Genomic DNA, 16482 nt, shown 5'->3' with positions numbered 1-16482 from the left:
GGCTTATGATAAAAAGAGATCAATCTTTAGCGACGCCTTATCTACAGTTCGATCGTACTCAGTGGGCTGCACTGCGCGACTCCGTACCATTGACACTAACAGAAGAAGAAATCGTTAAACTCAAAGGGATTAACGAAGACCTTTCATTAGATGAAGTGGCACAGATTTATCTACCACTTTCACGTCTACTTAATTTTTATATCAGTTCTAATTTGCGCCGCCAGGCTGTTTTGGAACAATTTCTCGGAACGGATGGCCAACGAATTCCTTATGTTATCGGTATTGCCGGTAGCGTTGCGGTAGGCAAAAGTACAACTGCACGTTTATTGCAGGCATTGCTAAGCCGTTGGCCGGAGCACCGCAGTGTAGAACTGATTACTACAGATGGTTTCCTTCATCCCAATAAAGTCTTGAATGAACGTGGATTGATGAAGAAAAAAGGCTTCCCTGAGTCTTATGACATGCATAGTTTGGTGAATTTTGTCTCGGAAGTTAAATCAGGTGCGAGTCAAGTTACAGCGCCAGTTTATTCACATTTGATCTATGACGTTGTGCCCGATGGAAACAAAGTCATTAAACAACCTGATATCCTTATTCTGGAAGGATTGAATGTATTACAAAGTGGTATGGATTATCCTCATGATCCTCACCATGTATTTGTCTCTGACTTTGTAGATTTTTCTATATATGTAGATGCACCAGAAGATTTACTGCAAAGCTGGTATATCAACCGGTTCCTTAAATTCCGACAAGGTGCATTCTCTAATCCAGACTCTTACTTCCATAACTATGCCAAACTGCCTGAAACAGAAGCAGTCAAAATTGCAACTCAGTTATGGAAGGAGATTAACGGATTGAATTTAAAGCAAAATATACTACCCACTCGTGAGCGGGCAAGTCTAATAATGACTAAAAGTGCTAATCATGCCGTTGAGAGTGTGCGATTGAGAAAATAATAAATAGCGGGTAGTTATAACTGCCCGCTTACCTTATTAATTAAATACCGCGAAGAGATATCTCACCACCAATATAAGGTTTTACATTACCGTCTTGCTCTAACAATAATGCCCCTTGTTGGTCTATACCCCGAGCTATCCCAAATATTTCTTGGTTTCCAATAATTAACTTCACCGGGCGATCAAGGTAATTATCCATTTCTCGCCACCGAGAAATAAAGGCAGATAGCCCCTCATTTTCGAATTTAACCACCGCTAACCTTAATTCAGATAACAGTTCAGCCGTCAGTTTATTACGATCGATAATAACACCGGCCTCCTGTAAATTAATCCAATCTTGGCTAATAACATTGGTTGTTGATTCGCGCATTGTCAGGTTGATACCCGCACCAATCACTAACTGAGCGGCATCACCCGTTTTTCCAGTGAGTTCGACTAATATACCGGCTAATTTTTTGTCATTGAGATACAGATCATTTGGCCATTTAACACGCACCTGCTCAGCACCCAGCTTATGCAGGACTTCTGCCATGACAATGCCCACGACTAGACTCAGTCCCATTGCAGCTGCAGGACCTTGCTCAAGGCGCCAGAACATAGATAAATATAGATTCGCACCAAAAGGAGATACCCACTGACGCCCGCGTCGGCCCCGCCCGGCTTGCTGATATTCGGCAACACAAGCATCACCAGACTTAAGTTCGGTAATGCGATCCAGGAGATACTGATTCGTAGAGTCTACGACCGGTAGCACAGCTACCTGTCCTGTGGGTAAATAATGTAATATCGCTTGTTCATCAAGTAGCTGGATAGGTGCTGGCAGACTGTAGCCCTTACCTGGAACGGTAAAGACATCTAATCCCCATTCTCTGATAGTTTGCATATGCTTGTTAATCGCTGCACGGCTCATGCCTAATGTTTCACCCAGTTGTTCACCGGAGTGAAATGCGCCATCAGCAAGTATGCCGATTAACCGTAAGGGGACTTTGATATCTTTCACGACAAACGCTCCACAGCATTAACCTCACCATGACTTGCAATAAAGCGAACCTCTGGTTCCAACCAGATAGCGAATTTGTCTGCGACCTGCTGGCGAATATAGCTAGCAAGGCCCAGAACATCCTGCCCAGTCGCTCCTGCGAGGTTAATCAGTACTAAGGCTTGCTGTTGATGCACTGCAGCACCGCCAATTTGGTATCCCTTAAGTGCACATTGATCAATCAACCAACCTGCGGCCAGTTTTACTGAGCCATCAGGTTGCAAATAATGAGGTGCATTGGGGTAACGCTTTACTATGTCTTCAGCCACACTGGCATCTACAAGCGGGTTTTTAAAGAAACTACCTGCATTACCCGTCACTGCCGGGTCAGGCAATTTACTCCGGCGCATTGCACAGACTGAGTTGAAGATATCTTCTGCGGTGACCGTCAAAGGGTCCATACGCGTTAAGTCGCCATAACCCAATGTTGGAGTCCAAGATTTTATTAATTTGATCCCCACGGCGACGATGGCAAACCCATTTCCATAACGATGCTTAAATATGCTGTCGCGATAACCGAACTGGCAATCTTGAGCCGAGAGACGCAGGACTGTGCCCGCCTCCATATCAAGTAAATCTACGTACTCACATACCTTTTGCAACTCAACACCATAAGCACCAATATTCTGGATTGGCGCAGAGCCAACACACCCGGGGATTAACGCTAAGTTTTCCAGCCCCGGCATGTTGTGTTGCAGCGAATAGCATACTAGTTGATGCCAATTCTCCCCGGCACCAACATGCAGACGCCAGGCGGTATTATCTTCAGTAAAAGTGATGCCTTTGATGCGATTCAATAATACTGTTCCTGCATAATTCTCAATGAACAGGACATTGCTGCCTTCGCCAAGCAAAAGTACAGGTTGCTGCTTAGAAACTGACTCACGCCATGCGTTAATCAATTCTTCCGTAGAATTGGCACTGATTACGTTGCTCGCGTAGGCTGATAACGCGAAAGTATTGAGATGTTTTAGCGGGGAACCTTGACTCGACATTGCATTGGATACTCATTCTAACTAGCTCTAGCGCTAGTCTAACCGATCATAATACTCATATTGTATTTTGTTTTAAGTGCAGACATAAAAAAAGCCCTCTGCGCAGCAGAAGGCTTTCTTTTACATCCCAAATCCCACACAGCAAAAACCCCACGCTTTTGGCATGGGGTCTCGGCTAAATTTGATGCCTGGCAGTGTCCTACTCTCGCATGGGGAGACCCCACACTACCATCGGCGCTACGGCGTTTCACTTCTGAGTTCGGCATGGGTTCAGGTGGGTCCACCGCGCTATGGCCGCCAGGCAAATTCTGTTTCAATCAACCCGCCACATGATGTCTATCACGCAGCCAGCCAATTCAATCTGTAAACATCGCTGAAAATCAATTCTCAAATAACAAAAACACCTTTGGTGTTGTAAGGTTAAGCCTCACGGATCATTAGTACTGGTTAGCTCAATGCATCGCTGCACTTACACACCCAGCCTATCAACGTCATAGTCTTTAACGTTCCTTCAGGGGGCTTAAAGCCCCAGGGAAGACTCATCTCGAGGCAAGTTTCCCGCTTAGATGCTTTCAGCGGTTATCTCTTCCGAATTTAGCTACCGGGCAGTGCCATTGGCATGACAACCCGAACACCAGTGATTCGTCCACTCCGGTCCTCTCGTACTAGGAGCAGCCCCTCTCAATCTTCCAACGCCCACGGCAGATAGGGACCGAACTGTCTCACGACGTTCTAAACCCAGCTCGCGTACCACTTTAAATGGCGAACAGCCATACCCTTGGGACCTACTTCAGCCCCAGGATGTGATGAGCCGACATCGAGGTGCCAAACACCGCCGTCGATATGAACTCTTGGGCGGTATCAGCCTGTTATCCCCGGAGTACCTTTTATCCGTTGAGCGATGGCCCTTCCATTCAGAACCACCGGATCACTAAGACCTACTTTCGTACCTGCTCGAGCCGTCACTCTCGCAGTCAAGCTAGCTTATGCCTTTGCACTAACCTCACGATGTCCGACCGTGATTAGCTAACCTTCGTGCTCCTCCGTTACTCTTTGGGAGGAGACCGCCCCAGTCAAACTACCCACCAGACACTGTCCTCACCCCGGATCACGGGGCCGAGTTAGAACATCAAACATTAAAGGGTGGTATTTCAAGGTTGGCTCCATGCAGACTGGCGTCCACACTTCGATGCCTCCCACCTATCCTACACATCAAGGCTCAATGTTCAGTGTCAAGCTATAGTAAAGGTTCACGGGGTCTTTCCGTCTTGCCGCGGGTACACTGCATCTTCACAGCGAGTTCAATTTCACTGAGTCTCGGGTGGAGACAGCCTGGCCATCATTACGCCATTCGTGCAGGTCGGAACTTACCCGACAAGGAATTTCGCTACCTTAGGACCGTTATAGTTACGGCCGCCGTTTACTGGGGCTTCGATCAAGAGCTTCGCCTTGCGGCTGACCCCATCAATTAACCTTCCAGCACCGGGCAGGCGTCACACCGTATACGTCCACTTTCGTGTTTGCACAGTGCTGTGTTTTTATTAAACAGTTGCAGCCAGCTGGTATCTGCGACTGGCTTCGGCTACGAGAGCAAGTCTCTTTACCTAATGCCAGCGTGCCTTCTCCCGAAGTTACGGCACCATTTTGCCTAGTTCCTTCACCCGAGTTCTCTCAAGCGCCTGAGTATTCTCTACCTGACCACCTGTGTCGGTTTGGGGTACGATTCAATGTTACCTGATGCTTAGAGGCTTTTCCTGGAAGCTTGGCATCAACTACTTCTGCACCGTAGTGCATCGTCATCACACCTCAGCGTTGATAAGCAACCGGATTTACCAGGTCACTCCGCCTACATGCTTAAACCGGGACAACCGTCGCCCGGCTAGCCTAGCCTTCTCCGTCCCCCCTTCGCAGTAACACCGAGTACAGGAATATTAACCTGTTTCCCATCGACTACGCTTTTCAGCCTCGCCTTAGGGGTCGACTCACCCTGCCCCGATTAACGTTGGACAGGAACCCTTGGTCTTCCGGCGTGCGGGTTTTTCACCCGCATTATCGTTACTTATGTCAGCATTCGCACTTCTGATACCTCCAGCAGACCTCACAGTCCACCTTCAACGGCTTACAGAACGCTCCCCTACCCAACAACACCTAAGTGTCGCTGCCGCAGCTTCGGTGCATGGTTTAGCCCCGTTACATCTTCCGCGCAGGCCGACTCGACCAGTGAGCTATTACGCTTTCTTTAAATGATGGCTGCTTCTAAGCCAACATCCTGGCTGTCTATGCCTTCCCACATCGTTTCCCACTTAACCATGACTTTGGGACCTTAGCTGGCGGTCTGGGTTGTTTCCCTCTTCACGACGGACGTTAGCACCCGCCGTGTGTCTCCCGTGATAACATTCTTCGGTATTCGGAGTTTGCATCGGTTTGGTAAGTCGGGATGACCCCCTAGCCGAAACAGTGCTCTACCCCCGAAGATGAGTTCACGAGGCGCTACCTAAATAGCTTTCGGGGAGAACCAGCTATCTCCCGGTTTGATTGGCCTTTCACCCCCAGCCACAAGTCATCCGCTAATTTTTCAACATTAGTCGGTTCGGTCCTCCAGTTAGTGTTACCCAACCTTCAACCTGCCCATGGCTAGATCACCGGGTTTCGGGTCTATACCTTGCAACTAGACGCCCAGTTAAGACTCGGTTTCCCTACGGCTCCCCTATACGGTTAACCTTGCTACAAAATATAAGTCGCTGACCCATTATACAAAAGGTACGCAGTCACACCACGAAGGTGCTCCCACTGCTTGTACGTACACGGTTTCAGGTTCTATTTCACTCCCCTCGCCGGGGTTCTTTTCGCCTTTCCCTCACGGTACTGGTTCACTATCGGTCAGTCAGGAGTATTTAGCCTTGGAGGATGGTCCCCCCATATTCAGACAGGATGTCACGTGTCCCGCCCTACTCATCGAGTTCACAGTAAGTGTGTTTTTGTGTACGGGAGTATCACCCTGTACCCTGCGACTTTCCAGACGCTTCCACTAACACACAGACTGATTCAGACTCTGGGCTCCTCCCCGTTCGCTCGCCGCTACTGGGGGAATCTCGGTTGATTTCTTTTCCTCGGGGTACTTAGATGTTTCAGTTCCCCCGGTTCGCCTTGCATGGCTATGTATTCACCATGCAATAGTGCAACGAATTGCACTGGGTTTCCCCATTCGGGTATCGTCGGTTGTAACGCTTCATATCAGCTTACCGACGCTTTTCGCAGATTAGCACGCCCTTCATCGCCTCTGACTGCCTAGGCATCCACCGTGTACGCTTAGTCGCTTAACCTCACAACCCGAAGGTGTCTTTCGACAACTTGCGTTGTGATTATTTGAGAGACTCTATTACAGGTTACTTCTTATCTCAGTACAGCTACGGAGAGATAAGTTTCAGCTGTAATGTTTCAATTTTCAGCTTGTTCCAGATTGTTAAAGAGCAATATCTTAAACACGACTCGTTAAAGTCATCTTTAAGATACTTTGTGGTTCATCAAGAACCGGTGATAATGTCTTTCACACATTATCGGATTGGCGTCCCCAAGGGGATTCGAACCCCTGTTACAGCCGTGAAAGGGCAGTGTCCTAGGCCTCTAGACGATGGGGACACGAAATTCCGATTAAACCGAAATCTAACCGTTTCGTATCAGCATGAGTCGAAACTCACGACATCAACAGGTGCGCTTGCTCGTTTACATTCATCAGACAATCTGTGTGGACACTGCGCAATGCGTATCGTTAGGTAAGGAGGTGATCCAACCGCAGGTTCCCCTACGGTTACCTTGTTACGACTTCACCCCAGTCATGAATCACAAAGTGGTAAGCGCCCTCCCGAAGGTTAAGCTACCTACTTCTTTTGCAACCCACTCCCATGGTGTGACGGGCGGTGTGTACAAGGCCCGGGAACGTATTCACCGTAGCATTCTGATCTACGATTACTAGCGATTCCGACTTCATGGAGTCGAGTTGCAGACTCCAATCCGGACTACGACAGACTTTATGTGGTCCGCTTGCTCTCGCGAGTTCGCTTCACTTTGTATCTGCCATTGTAGCACGTGTGTAGCCCTACTCGTAAGGGCCATGATGACTTGACGTCATCCCCACCTTCCTCCGGTTTGTCACCGGCAGTCTCCTTTGAGTTCCCACCATTACGTGCTGGCAACAAAGGATAAGGGTTGCGCTCGTTGCGGGACTTAACCCAACATTTCACAACACGAGCTGACGACAGCCATGCAGCACCTGTCTCACAGTTCCCGAAGGCACCGAAGCATCTCTGCTAAGTTCTGTGGATGTCAAGAGTAGGTAAGGTTCTTCGCGTTGCATCGAATTAAACCACATGCTCCACCGCTTGTGCGGGCCCCCGTCAATTCATTTGAGTTTTAACCTTGCGGCCGTACTCCCCAGGCGGTCGACTTAACGCGTTAGCTCCGGAAGCCACGCCTCAAGGGCACAACCTCCAAGTCGACATCGTTTACAGCGTGGACTACCAGGGTATCTAATCCTGTTTGCTCCCCACGCTTTCGCACCTGAGCGTCAGTCTTTGTCCAGGGGGCCGCCTTCGCCACCGGTATTCCTCCAGATCTCTACGCATTTCACCGCTACACCTGGAATTCTACCCCCCTCTACAAGACTCTAGCTTGCCAGTTTCAAATGCAGTTCCCACGTTAAGCGCGGGGATTTCACATCTGACTTAACAAACCGCCTGCGTGCGCTTTACGCCCAGTAATTCCGATTAACGCTTGCACCCTCCGTATTACCGCGGCTGCTGGCACGGAGTTAGCCGGTGCTTCTTCTGCGAGTAACGTCAATGATTGAGCGTATTAAACTCAACCCCTTCCTCCTCGCTGAAAGTGCTTTACAACCCGAAGGCCTTCTTCACACACGCGGCATGGCTGCATCAGGCTTGCGCCCATTGTGCAATATTCCCCACTGCTGCCTCCCGTAGGAGTCTGGACCGTGTCTCAGTTCCAGTGTGGCTGGTCATCCTCTCAGACCAGCTAGGGATCGTCGCCTAGGTGAGCCATTACCTCACCTACTAGCTAATCCCATCTGGGCACATCCGATGGCGTGAGGCCCGAAGGTCCCCCACTTTGCTCTTGCGAGGTCATGCGGTATTAGCTACCGTTTCCAGTAGTTATCCCCCTCCATCAGGCAGTTTCCCAGACATTACTCACCCGTCCGCCGCTCGCCGGCAAAGTAGTAAACTACTTTCCGCTGCCGCTCGACTTGCATGTGTTAGGCCTGCCGCCAGCGTTCAATCTGAGCCATGATCAAACTCTTCAATTTAAGATTTGTTTGATTTGCTTAATTAAAAGCGATGCTCAAAGATTACTTTCTGCAAATATGCATTCGAACCGAAGTTCAAATGTGTACTGCTTTGGTCACTCTTCAAGACTTTGATATTACTTCTGCCTGCCGAAACAGGCTTCGATATCGTCTTGCGAGTGCCCACACAGATTGTCTGATAAATTGTTAAAGAGCGTTCGTTACCCGTTTGCCTTGCGGCGAATCTTACGGTAACGCGGGAGGCAGATAATACGCTTTCCCGCTGAAGAGTCAAGGTTTTCTTTTGTTTCTTTCGAAGTCAAAATCGTTCTTTTCTCTTCCTGACCCGGCGAAGTATGTTTCGTTGTTCCCGGTCAGTGGAGGCGCATTATAGGGAGTTCCTGACAGCCTGCAACCCCTAATTTGAAAAAACTTTTCAACCGTGTTTTATTTCAACGATTTGCGGTGATAATCGCCACTATTGCTATTTTTTGTACGACAATACCGAGAAATCCTGAGCAAAACTGCTTACCTGTTGCCAATCCGTATACTCAACTTCTTTACTGGTATCCGTTTCTCCGCCCGTCATACGCATAATAAGTTGAATCATTATCCGATCGATCCAACGGTAACGCGGATAACGTAGGGCTCCAGCGAATACCGTGCACAATGTAGGTTGCCAAGGTGTGCTGAGTAAAAACTTACGCAGATAAGCATTAGTTTGTGGCGAACGCTTTTCTGGCTTACGAGCGGTCAGATTGACTGCAAAGAATGCGCTCGGCATTTGATTTAGCTGTTCAACGTGTTTGTTGACGAATTTACTCAAACTCTGGTTGAAATGCCCATAGCGCACTGAAGCACCAATCATCACTTGCTGGTATTGACTCAAGTCGATTTGCTCTACTTCTGCCAAATCCTGTATTTCACAGGTAGCAACTACTGATAACTCCTTAGCTATATAAGAAGCAATGGTTTTCGTTTGGCCATCACGGCTGGAGTAAAGTATCAGTACTTTCATAGCAATGTTCCTTAATGCAGAATTACTCACGCCAGAATGTCGGGGTGAAAAGAACCAGTAAAGTGAAGACTTCCAGTCGTCCAAATAGCATGGTTATCACCAGTATCCATTTTGCCGCTGGGTTCATAGAGGTAAAGTTATCAGCAACAACCCCCAGACCAGGCCCAAGATTGTTCAAAGTTGCGGTGACTGCCGCAAAAGCAGAGAACTCATCAACACCTGTCGCAACGATGGCCAACATACTGATGATGAAAACCAAAGCATAAGCAGAGAAGAACCCCCAGACAGCTTCCAGAATTCTTTCCGGCAACGCCCGCCGCCCAAGCTTAATGGTGTAAACCGCATTCGGATGAACCAAACGTTTTAACTCACGCGAACCTTGCAGGTAGAGCAATAGGATACGGATAACTTTCAGGCCACCACCGGTTGACCCTGCACAGCCCCCGATAAATGCAGAGCATAATAAAAGTATTGGCAAGAACAACGGCCACTTGGAAATACTATCGGTGGTGAAACCCGCCGTGGTCGCCATTGATACCACTTGGAAAAAGGCCTGATTTAACGTTTCCATGCCCGATTTGTACACATTATGTTGCCAGAGCACCAAGGTGCACACGACAACCAAGGTCAATTGTACAAAGATAAACATACGGAATTCGGGGTCACGCCAATACACTTTCAAACTGCGGCCACTGAGTACCGCAAAGTGCAGACCAAAGTTACACCCTGAAATCAGTAAGAAAATACCAATAATGGTGTTAATGGTTGGGCTATTGAAGTAACCGATACTGGCGTCGTGGGTAGAGAAACCGCCAATGGCTATCGTAGAAAAGCTGTGAGAGATGGCATCAAACACCGACATCCCCGCGCCCCACAAGGAAAGCGCACAAGCAATCGTCAGTAAGACATAGATAAGCCACAGTGTTTTAGCAGTTTCAGCAATTCGAGGTCGCATCTTATTATCTTTCAGCGGGCCGGGCATTTCTGCGCGATAAAGCTGCATCCCCCCAACCCCCAGAATAGGTAAGATTGCCACCGCCAGCACAATGATCCCCATACCACCAAGCCATTGCAGCATTTGCCGATAGAATAAAATAGCTTTAGGCAGTGAATCCAATCCCACTAGTGTGGTCGCCCCGGTGGTGGTCAAACCGGAGAATGATTCAAAAAACGCATCAGTTAAGGAGAGATTTGGCCGCTCAGAGAATAAGAAAGGTAGTGCCCCCACACTGCCCAGTACCGTCCAAAACAGCACGACAATGAGAAAACCCTCGCGAGGCTTCAACTCATGCTTCTGTTTTCGGTTTGGTAGCCAAAGCAAAAGGCCTATCGCCAGAGCAACAAAAAAGGTTTCGCTGAAGGCACGGCCGGCACCATCACGATAGATCAAGGCCACTAGTCCGGGAATAAACATTGTCCCGGAGAATAAGATGACCAGCAGGCCAACAATACGGGTTATGGCACGAAAATGCATTCCGGCACGTTCCTTAGCAATTCACTTGGATGGGGATTATTGCGAAATGGGCGTCAATTGCAACGTACCACGACTGAGATCACGCAATTTATCCCCGACCTGACTGGCTTGAGTTGCTGGCAATGAGAGGTGAAGTGTCACGAGTTGTGCATATTCACTCTGTAAAATCTGGCCTTCAACCTGCTGTAATAATGTTTCTACCATGGCAAGCTGCGCATAGTCACACTGCAAAGTATATTCTACCTGCGGGACTTTATATTTTACTTCAATCTGTTTTAACGCTTGCTGAACGCCGCTGCCGTACGCCCTGACCAGCCCGCCGGTCCCCAGCTTTATACCGCCATAGTAACGCACAACCACGGCAGTAACTTCACCAATATGACTGCCCATCAACTGGGCCAGAATGGGTTTACCCGCGGTACCCGAAGGTTCACCATCATCGGAAAAACCTAATTGCTGTGAATCTGTTGGTGTACCGGCAACAAAAGCCCAGCAATGATGCCGGGCTGTAGGATGTTGTTGCTTAACCTGCTGAATAAAACCCTTCGCTTCATTCACCCCACAGGTATGTGCCAGCAAGGTAATAAAACGACTTTTTTTGATTTCCTCGCTGATAGTCACCGGTGCAGCAGGTATCAGATAAGGCTGCATCAGGCCAGCTTCAGGTCACGAGTCATGTTCTCAACCCGGTTATCGTGAATAACGATATTATCTTCTATACGAATACCGCCAAAAGGTTTCAGCGCATCAATACGTTCCCAATTGAAGTGCTTGCTGAACTCTCCTGAGCGCCATGGGGCCAGCAGAGATTCAATAAAGTAGAGACCCGGCTCAATAGTGAGCACCATACGAGGTTGCAGAATTCGTGTACAACGCAGATAAGGATATTTGGCTGGCGCACTCAGGTGAGTACCCGTGTCATCTTGCATAAAACCTGCAGTATCATGCACTTGTAACCCAAGAGGATGACCCAGCCCGTGCGGTAAGAATGGGCAGGTAATGCCTTGTTCGACCATAGCATCCTCACTGATACCCGTGACCAGGTTATGAGTGCGCAATAACTTGGCAATGCGCTGATGCATCTGGACGTGATAATCAGTATAGCGCTCACCACTTTTAATAGTTTTGATCAGTGCCAGTTGCTCATCATTCAGGTCTTGGATCAGTGCAGCAAAATCGCTATCACTATCAGCGGCATAAGTCCGAGTCAGGTCAGCGGCATAACCATTATATTCAGCGCCTGCATCCATCAGGAAACTGCGTATTTCTGCCGGTGGCTGATGCTGTAACGTGGTGTAGTGAAGCACGGCAGAGTGTTCATTCAGCGCAACAATATTATCGTAAGGCACATCAGTATCACGGTGACCTGTCGCCATCAAATACGCCAGATTGATATCAAACTCACTCATTCCAGATTGGAATGCTTCATGAGCAGCCCGATGCCCGGTGACCGCCATCTTTTGCGCTTCGCGCATACATGCCAGCTCATAGTCCGTTTTATAAGAACGGTAGAAATGCAGATAATCTAACACCGGCTGTGGATTAATGTTTTCGGCGCTGAAACCCAGAGCCTGAGCACGTTGCTGCGCATACCCAATATAGGCTACGCGATCGCGCTGCACAGGTAATTGCTGCGCAATATCATCTGCATTAGCTAATGGCTGGATATCAATCGATTTTGTCCAGAAGCTGTCTGGTAATGGCTCGACACTGTGCCAATAGTCGACTGGCGAGTAAAACCATAACTTCGGCGTATTGACCCCATCCACCCATAACCAGCAGTTTGGAACTTGCGTCACCGGCACCCAAGCTTTGAACTGGGCGTTAGCTTTGAAAGGATAATCACGGTCATCAAGGAAAATGCGTTGTAATTCACCGGAATGAATCAGTAAAGCGTCTAGCTGATGACGCTCCAGCACATCACGGGTGCGCTGTTGTAGGGTGGACAAATGTTCGTTATATAAAGAAGCCAGCGTTTCCATCACAGTACCCTTTGCTATTAGAACTTAATTTTTTCATCTTATCATAGTCGCCAACGCCATGTTTCGGCGACCACTTATCTGTCTGAAAAATGCGTTACAACTCGCAATAAATGGATTATTTAACCGCTCAAACACCACGAATAAACATGATAAAAATCAATTAATCTTTCTGATTGACTGTGATCTTCACTGCAAAAAATCAATCTCTTGTTTGCATTTCATTAACAAAATATCCACACTTCCTGAATATCTGGTCATACCAGATCACATGCGCTTATTCAGGAGATAGATATGCTCTACCAAAGCGAAACACTACAGCTTCACTGGCTGGAAAACGGCATCGCCGAGTTGGTATTTGATGCACCGGGTTCAGTTAATAAACTGGATACTAAAACCGTAGCCAATCTGGGTGAAGCCCTGGCTGTGCTGGAAAAACAAAGCGAACTTAAAGGGTTGCTGCTGCGTTCCGCCAAAGCGGCCTTTATTGTCGGTGCCGATATCACCGAGTTTCTGTCTCTGTTTAATGCGCCACCGGAAAAACTGCACCAATGGTTGGTCTTTGCCAATGATATTTTCAACCGTTTGGAAGACTTACCAGTCCCGACTATTTCTGCCATCAATGGCTATGCACTAGGTGGCGGTTGTGAATGTATTCTTGCTACTGACTTCCGTGTTGCATCGCCAGAAACCCGTATCGGCCTGCCAGAAACCAAACTGGGTATCATGCCGGGCTTTGGCGGATCTGTGCGTTTGCCGCGCTTATTAGGGGCTGACAGCGCATTAGAAATCATTGCAGCTGGCAAAGATATTATTGCTAAAGATGCCTTAAAAGTGGGATTAGTTGATGCTGTTGTGGCATCTGAAAAGCTGGCTGATGCCGCTTTGGTTATGTTGAAACAGGCAATTGACGGAAAGCTTGATTGGCAAGCGGCACGCCGCCCGAAATTAGAACCACTGAAACTCAACCCAACGGAAGCCGCCATGTGCTTTACCATTGCCAAAGGCATGGTCATGCAAGTGGCAGGTAAGCACTATCCAGCGCCATTGACCGCCGTCAAAACTATCGAAGCTGCGGCGAAGTTTGGCCGAACCGAGGCATTGAAACTGGAAACCAATAGCTTTGTGCCCTTGGCAGGTTCCAATGAAGCTCGTGCATTGGTCGGTATTTTCCTTAACGACCAATATGTTAAAGGTCAGGCCAAAAAACTGTCCAAGGGTGTCAGTGCACCAAAACAAGCTGCGGTATTGGGTGCCGGAATTATGGGCGGTGGGATTGCCTATCAATCGGCACTGAAAGGCGTGCCAGTCATTATGAAGGATATTAATGACAAATCGCTGGCCCTTGGCATGAATGAGGCTGCCAAGCTTCTCAATAAACAGTTGGAACGCGGTAAAATCGATGGTCTGAAAATGGCGAATATTTTGGCAACCATCCAGCCGACACTGGATTATGCCGGAATTGAACGCGCACAAGTCATCGTGGAAGCGGTGGTGGAAAATCCAAAAGTGAAAGCCGCTGTCTTGGCCGAGGTTGAAGCGCTGATTGGTGAAGAGACTGTTTTAGCCTCGAACACATCGACCATTCCAATCGATCAATTAGCTAACTCACTGAAACGCCCTGAAAACTTCTGCGGCATGCACTTCTTTAACCCCGTTCATCGTATGCCGCTGGTTGAAATTATTCGTGGCGCGAAAACCTCAGATAAAACTATTGCTGCTGTTGTGGCATACGCAACACAAATGGGTAAAACCCCAATCGTGGTGAATGATTGCCCTGGCTTCTTCGTTAACCGCGTCTTATTCCCGTATCTGGCTGGGTTTGGCATGTTGGTCAGAGACGGCGGCGATTTCCGTCAAATTGATAAAGTGATGGAAAAACAGTTTGGCTGGCCAATGGGCCCGGCTTATCTATTAGATGTGGTGGGAATTGATACCGCGCACCATGCACAAGCCGTGATGGCTGTGGGCTTCCCAGACCGTATGAATAAAGATTATCGCGATGCAGTTGATGTGATGTTTGATAATCAACGATTTGGTCAGAAAAATGGTCAAGGTTTCTACCGTTATACCCAAGATGCCAAAGGCAAGCCGCGTAAAGAAAATGACGAGCAAGCCGATGCGTTATTGGCACAAGTCAGCCAACCTGTTCAGAAATTTAGCGACGACGATATTATCGCGCGCACCATGATACCGATGATCAATGAAGTGGTGCGGTGTCTGGAAGAAGGCATTATTGCCAGCCCGGCTGAGGGAGACATGGCATTAGTTTATGGTCTGGGCTTCCCTCCATTCCATGGCGGTGTCTTCCGTTACCTTGATACCATCGGCAGTGCAAATTATGTCGAAATGGCTCAGCGTTATGCTCACCTTGGCGCGCTGTATCACGTCCCGGCAGGGCTGAGAGCCAAAGCTGAACATAACGAAAGTTATTATCCTGTGGCAGCAGCGCTGCTTGATGTTTCTACCAGTCAACCGGCATGAGGTCTGAGAACATGGAAAATGTAGTCATTATTGACGCTGTCCGCACGCCAATGGGCCGCTCTAAAGGAGGCGCATTCCGTCAGGTTAGAGCAGAAGATCTCTCCGCTCACTTAATGCGGGAAGTATTGAGCCGCAATCCTGGGCTAAATGCCGCCGAAATCGATGATATTTATTGGGGTTGCGTGCAACAAACGCTAGAGCAGGGCTTTAATATCGCCCGCAATGCCTCTTTACTGGCTGAAATTCCACATAGTGTTCCGGCAGTGACAGTGAACCGCCTATGCGGTTCATCTATGCAAGCTCTGCATGATGGCGCCCGAGCTATTATGGTGGGTGATGCACAAGTCAGCTTGATTGGTGGCGTGGAACATATGGGCCATGTGCCAATGAATCACGGTGTCGATTTCCATCCTGGTATGGGCCGTACTGTTGCTAAAGCTGCGGGTATGATGGGTTTAACCGCTGAAATGTTGGCAAAAATCCACAATATCAGCCGCCAGTCACAAGATGAGTTTGCTGTTCGCTCTCATCAACGAGCCTATGCGGCGACACAAGCGGGCCATTTTGCCAATGAGATAGTCGCGACCAATGGGCATGATGCTGATGGCATCTTAAAACGCTTTGATTTCGATGAAGTTATTCGCCCTGAAACCAATTTAGCCGGTTTGGCAGCTCTGCGCCCAGCCTTTGATCCAGTCAACGGAACCGTGACGGCCGGAACATCATCGGCACTTTCCGATGGTGCATCTGCCATGCTTATCATGAGTGAATCCCGTGCTAAATCATTAGGTTTAACACCACGCGCTCGTATCCGCTCAATGGCTGTCGTCGGTTGTGATCCTTCAATTATGGGATATGGCCCAGTGCCTGCCAGCCAACTGGCATTAAAACGTGCGGGGCTAAAACTGGAAGATATTGGTTTATTTGAATTAAATGAGGCATTTGCCGCTCAATCACTGGCTTGCCTGAAAGGTTTGGGTTTGCTGGAGAGCATGGATGACAAGGTAAACCTGAATGGTGGAGCCATTGCACTAGGCCATCCATTGGGTTGTTCAGGGTCAAGAATCTCAACTACATTGCTCAATCTGATGGAACGCCGTGACGTACAGTTCGGTCTGGCAACCATGTGTATCGGTTTAGGCCAAGGCATCGCCACCGTCTTTGAACGCGTATAACCTCTGAATAACTTATCTTCAAAACATTAAGGGCCTGAATTCAGGCCCTTATAACCGCTGTACCTG

At 48.4% G+C, this 16482-nt stretch carries 9 protein-coding genes, 1 tRNA gene and 3 rRNA genes; 3 read left to right on the top strand and 10 right to left on the bottom strand.

The features are described 5' to 3' along the window. The first annotated feature begins 5 nt into the window (after window positions 1-5). Window positions 6-956, top strand: a complete 951-nt coding sequence (gene coaA, locus DJ58_RS07610) for a type I pantothenate kinase (RefSeq protein ID WP_004712399.1) — start codon at window positions 6-8, stop codon at window positions 954-956. A 40-nt stretch (window positions 957-996) separates the two neighbouring features. Here coaA and birA read toward each other — a convergent pair whose 3' ends face one another. The 10 genes from birA to pepQ form a co-directional block, all read right to left on the bottom strand. Then, the gene (gene birA / locus DJ58_RS07615) at window positions 997-1956 is read right to left on the bottom strand and encodes a bifunctional biotin--[acetyl-CoA-carboxylase] ligase/biotin operon repressor BirA (protein ID WP_032912033.1); all 960 of its coding nucleotides are present in this window, start codon (window positions 1954-1956) and stop codon (window positions 997-999) included. Next, entirely contained in the window at window positions 1953-2990 is a 1038-nt protein-coding gene (gene murB / locus DJ58_RS07620) for a UDP-N-acetylmuramate dehydrogenase (protein ID WP_004712397.1), read from the bottom strand. The genes birA and murB overlap by 4 nt, the downstream gene beginning before the upstream one ends. Before the next feature lie 186 nt (window positions 2991-3176). After that, window positions 3177-3292, bottom strand: a 5S ribosomal RNA gene (gene rrf / locus DJ58_RS07625). A 114-nt stretch (window positions 3293-3406) separates the two neighbouring features. After that, window positions 3407-6313: ribosomal RNA gene (locus DJ58_RS07630) — 23S ribosomal RNA — on the bottom strand. A 240-nt stretch (window positions 6314-6553) separates the two neighbouring features. Further along, window positions 6554-6629 (bottom strand) — tRNA-Glu (locus DJ58_RS07635). A 135-nt stretch (window positions 6630-6764) separates the two neighbouring features. Next, window positions 6765-8307, bottom strand: a 16S ribosomal RNA gene (locus tag DJ58_RS07640). The 16S, 23S and 5S rRNA genes sit together here with 1 tRNA gene alongside, the layout of an rRNA operon. A 463-nt stretch (window positions 8308-8770) precedes the next feature. After that, window positions 8771-9304 carry a menaquinone-dependent protoporphyrinogen IX dehydrogenase gene (hemG, locus tag DJ58_RS07645; RefSeq protein WP_004712396.1) on the bottom strand — a complete coding sequence of 178 codons (534 nt, stop codon included), beginning with the start codon at window positions 9302-9304 and terminating at the stop codon, window positions 8771-8773. A 22-nt stretch (window positions 9305-9326) separates the two neighbouring features. Further along, window positions 9327-10778 (bottom strand): Trk system potassium transporter TrkH, encoded by a 1452-nt coding sequence (gene trkH, locus DJ58_RS07650; protein ID WP_004712395.1) that lies wholly within the window; start codon window positions 10776-10778, stop codon window positions 9327-9329. Between the two features lie 36 nt (window positions 10779-10814). Continuing rightward, window positions 10815-11429 (bottom strand): IMPACT family protein, encoded by a 615-nt coding sequence (locus DJ58_RS07655; protein WP_032912029.1) that lies wholly within the window; start codon window positions 11427-11429, stop codon window positions 10815-10817. Continuing rightward, entirely contained in the window at window positions 11429-12760 is a 1332-nt protein-coding gene (gene pepQ / locus DJ58_RS07660; RefSeq protein WP_004712394.1) for a Xaa-Pro dipeptidase, read from the bottom strand. The genes DJ58_RS07655 and pepQ overlap by 1 nt, the downstream gene beginning before the upstream one ends. 291 nt (window positions 12761-13051) lie before the next feature. Here pepQ and fadB point away from each other — a divergent pair, with 291 nt between their 5' ends. After that, window positions 13052-15241: a fatty acid oxidation complex subunit alpha FadB gene (gene fadB / locus DJ58_RS07665; RefSeq protein WP_004712393.1), complete on the top strand. Its 2190-nt coding sequence runs from the start codon at window positions 13052-13054 to the stop codon at window positions 15239-15241. 11 nt (window positions 15242-15252) lie between these two features. Further along, window positions 15253-16416, top strand: a complete 1164-nt coding sequence (gene fadA / locus DJ58_RS07670) for an acetyl-CoA C-acyltransferase FadA (protein ID WP_004712392.1) — start codon at window positions 15253-15255, stop codon at window positions 16414-16416. Window positions 16417-16482: the final 66 nt, after the last annotated feature.

It is taken from the genome of Yersinia frederiksenii ATCC 33641, from assembly GCF_000754805.1.
Classification (GTDB): Bacteria; Pseudomonadota; Gammaproteobacteria; order Enterobacterales; family Enterobacteriaceae; genus Yersinia; species Yersinia frederiksenii.
This window is presented reverse-complemented; position numbering and strand designations above follow the sequence as displayed.

Excerpts from the sequence above, each read along its gene's own strand:
- fadA (WP_004712392.1), top strand. The coding sequence starts at position 15,253 with ATGGAAAATGTAGTCATTATTGACGCTGTCCGCACGCCAATGGGCCGC.
- DJ58_RS07655 (WP_032912029.1), bottom strand. The coding sequence starts at position 11,429 with ATGCAGCCTTATCTGATACCTGCTGCACCGGTGACTATCAGCGAGGAA.
- trkH (WP_004712395.1), bottom strand. The coding sequence starts at position 10,778 with ATGCATTTTCGTGCCATAACCCGTATTGTTGGCCTGCTGGTCATCTTA.
- fadB (WP_004712393.1), top strand. The coding sequence starts at position 13,052 with ATGCTCTACCAAAGCGAAACACTACAGCTTCACTGGCTGGAAAACGGC.
- hemG (WP_004712396.1), bottom strand. The coding sequence starts at position 9,304 with ATGAAAGTACTGATACTTTACTCCAGCCGTGATGGCCAAACGAAAACC.
- coaA (WP_004712399.1), top strand. The coding sequence starts at position 6 with ATGATAAAAAGAGATCAATCTTTAGCGACGCCTTATCTACAGTTCGAT.
- murB (WP_004712397.1), bottom strand. The coding sequence starts at position 2,990 with ATGTCGAGTCAAGGTTCCCCGCTAAAACATCTCAATACTTTCGCGTTA.
- pepQ (WP_004712394.1), bottom strand. The coding sequence starts at position 12,760 with ATGGAAACGCTGGCTTCTTTATATAACGAACATTTGTCCACCCTACAA.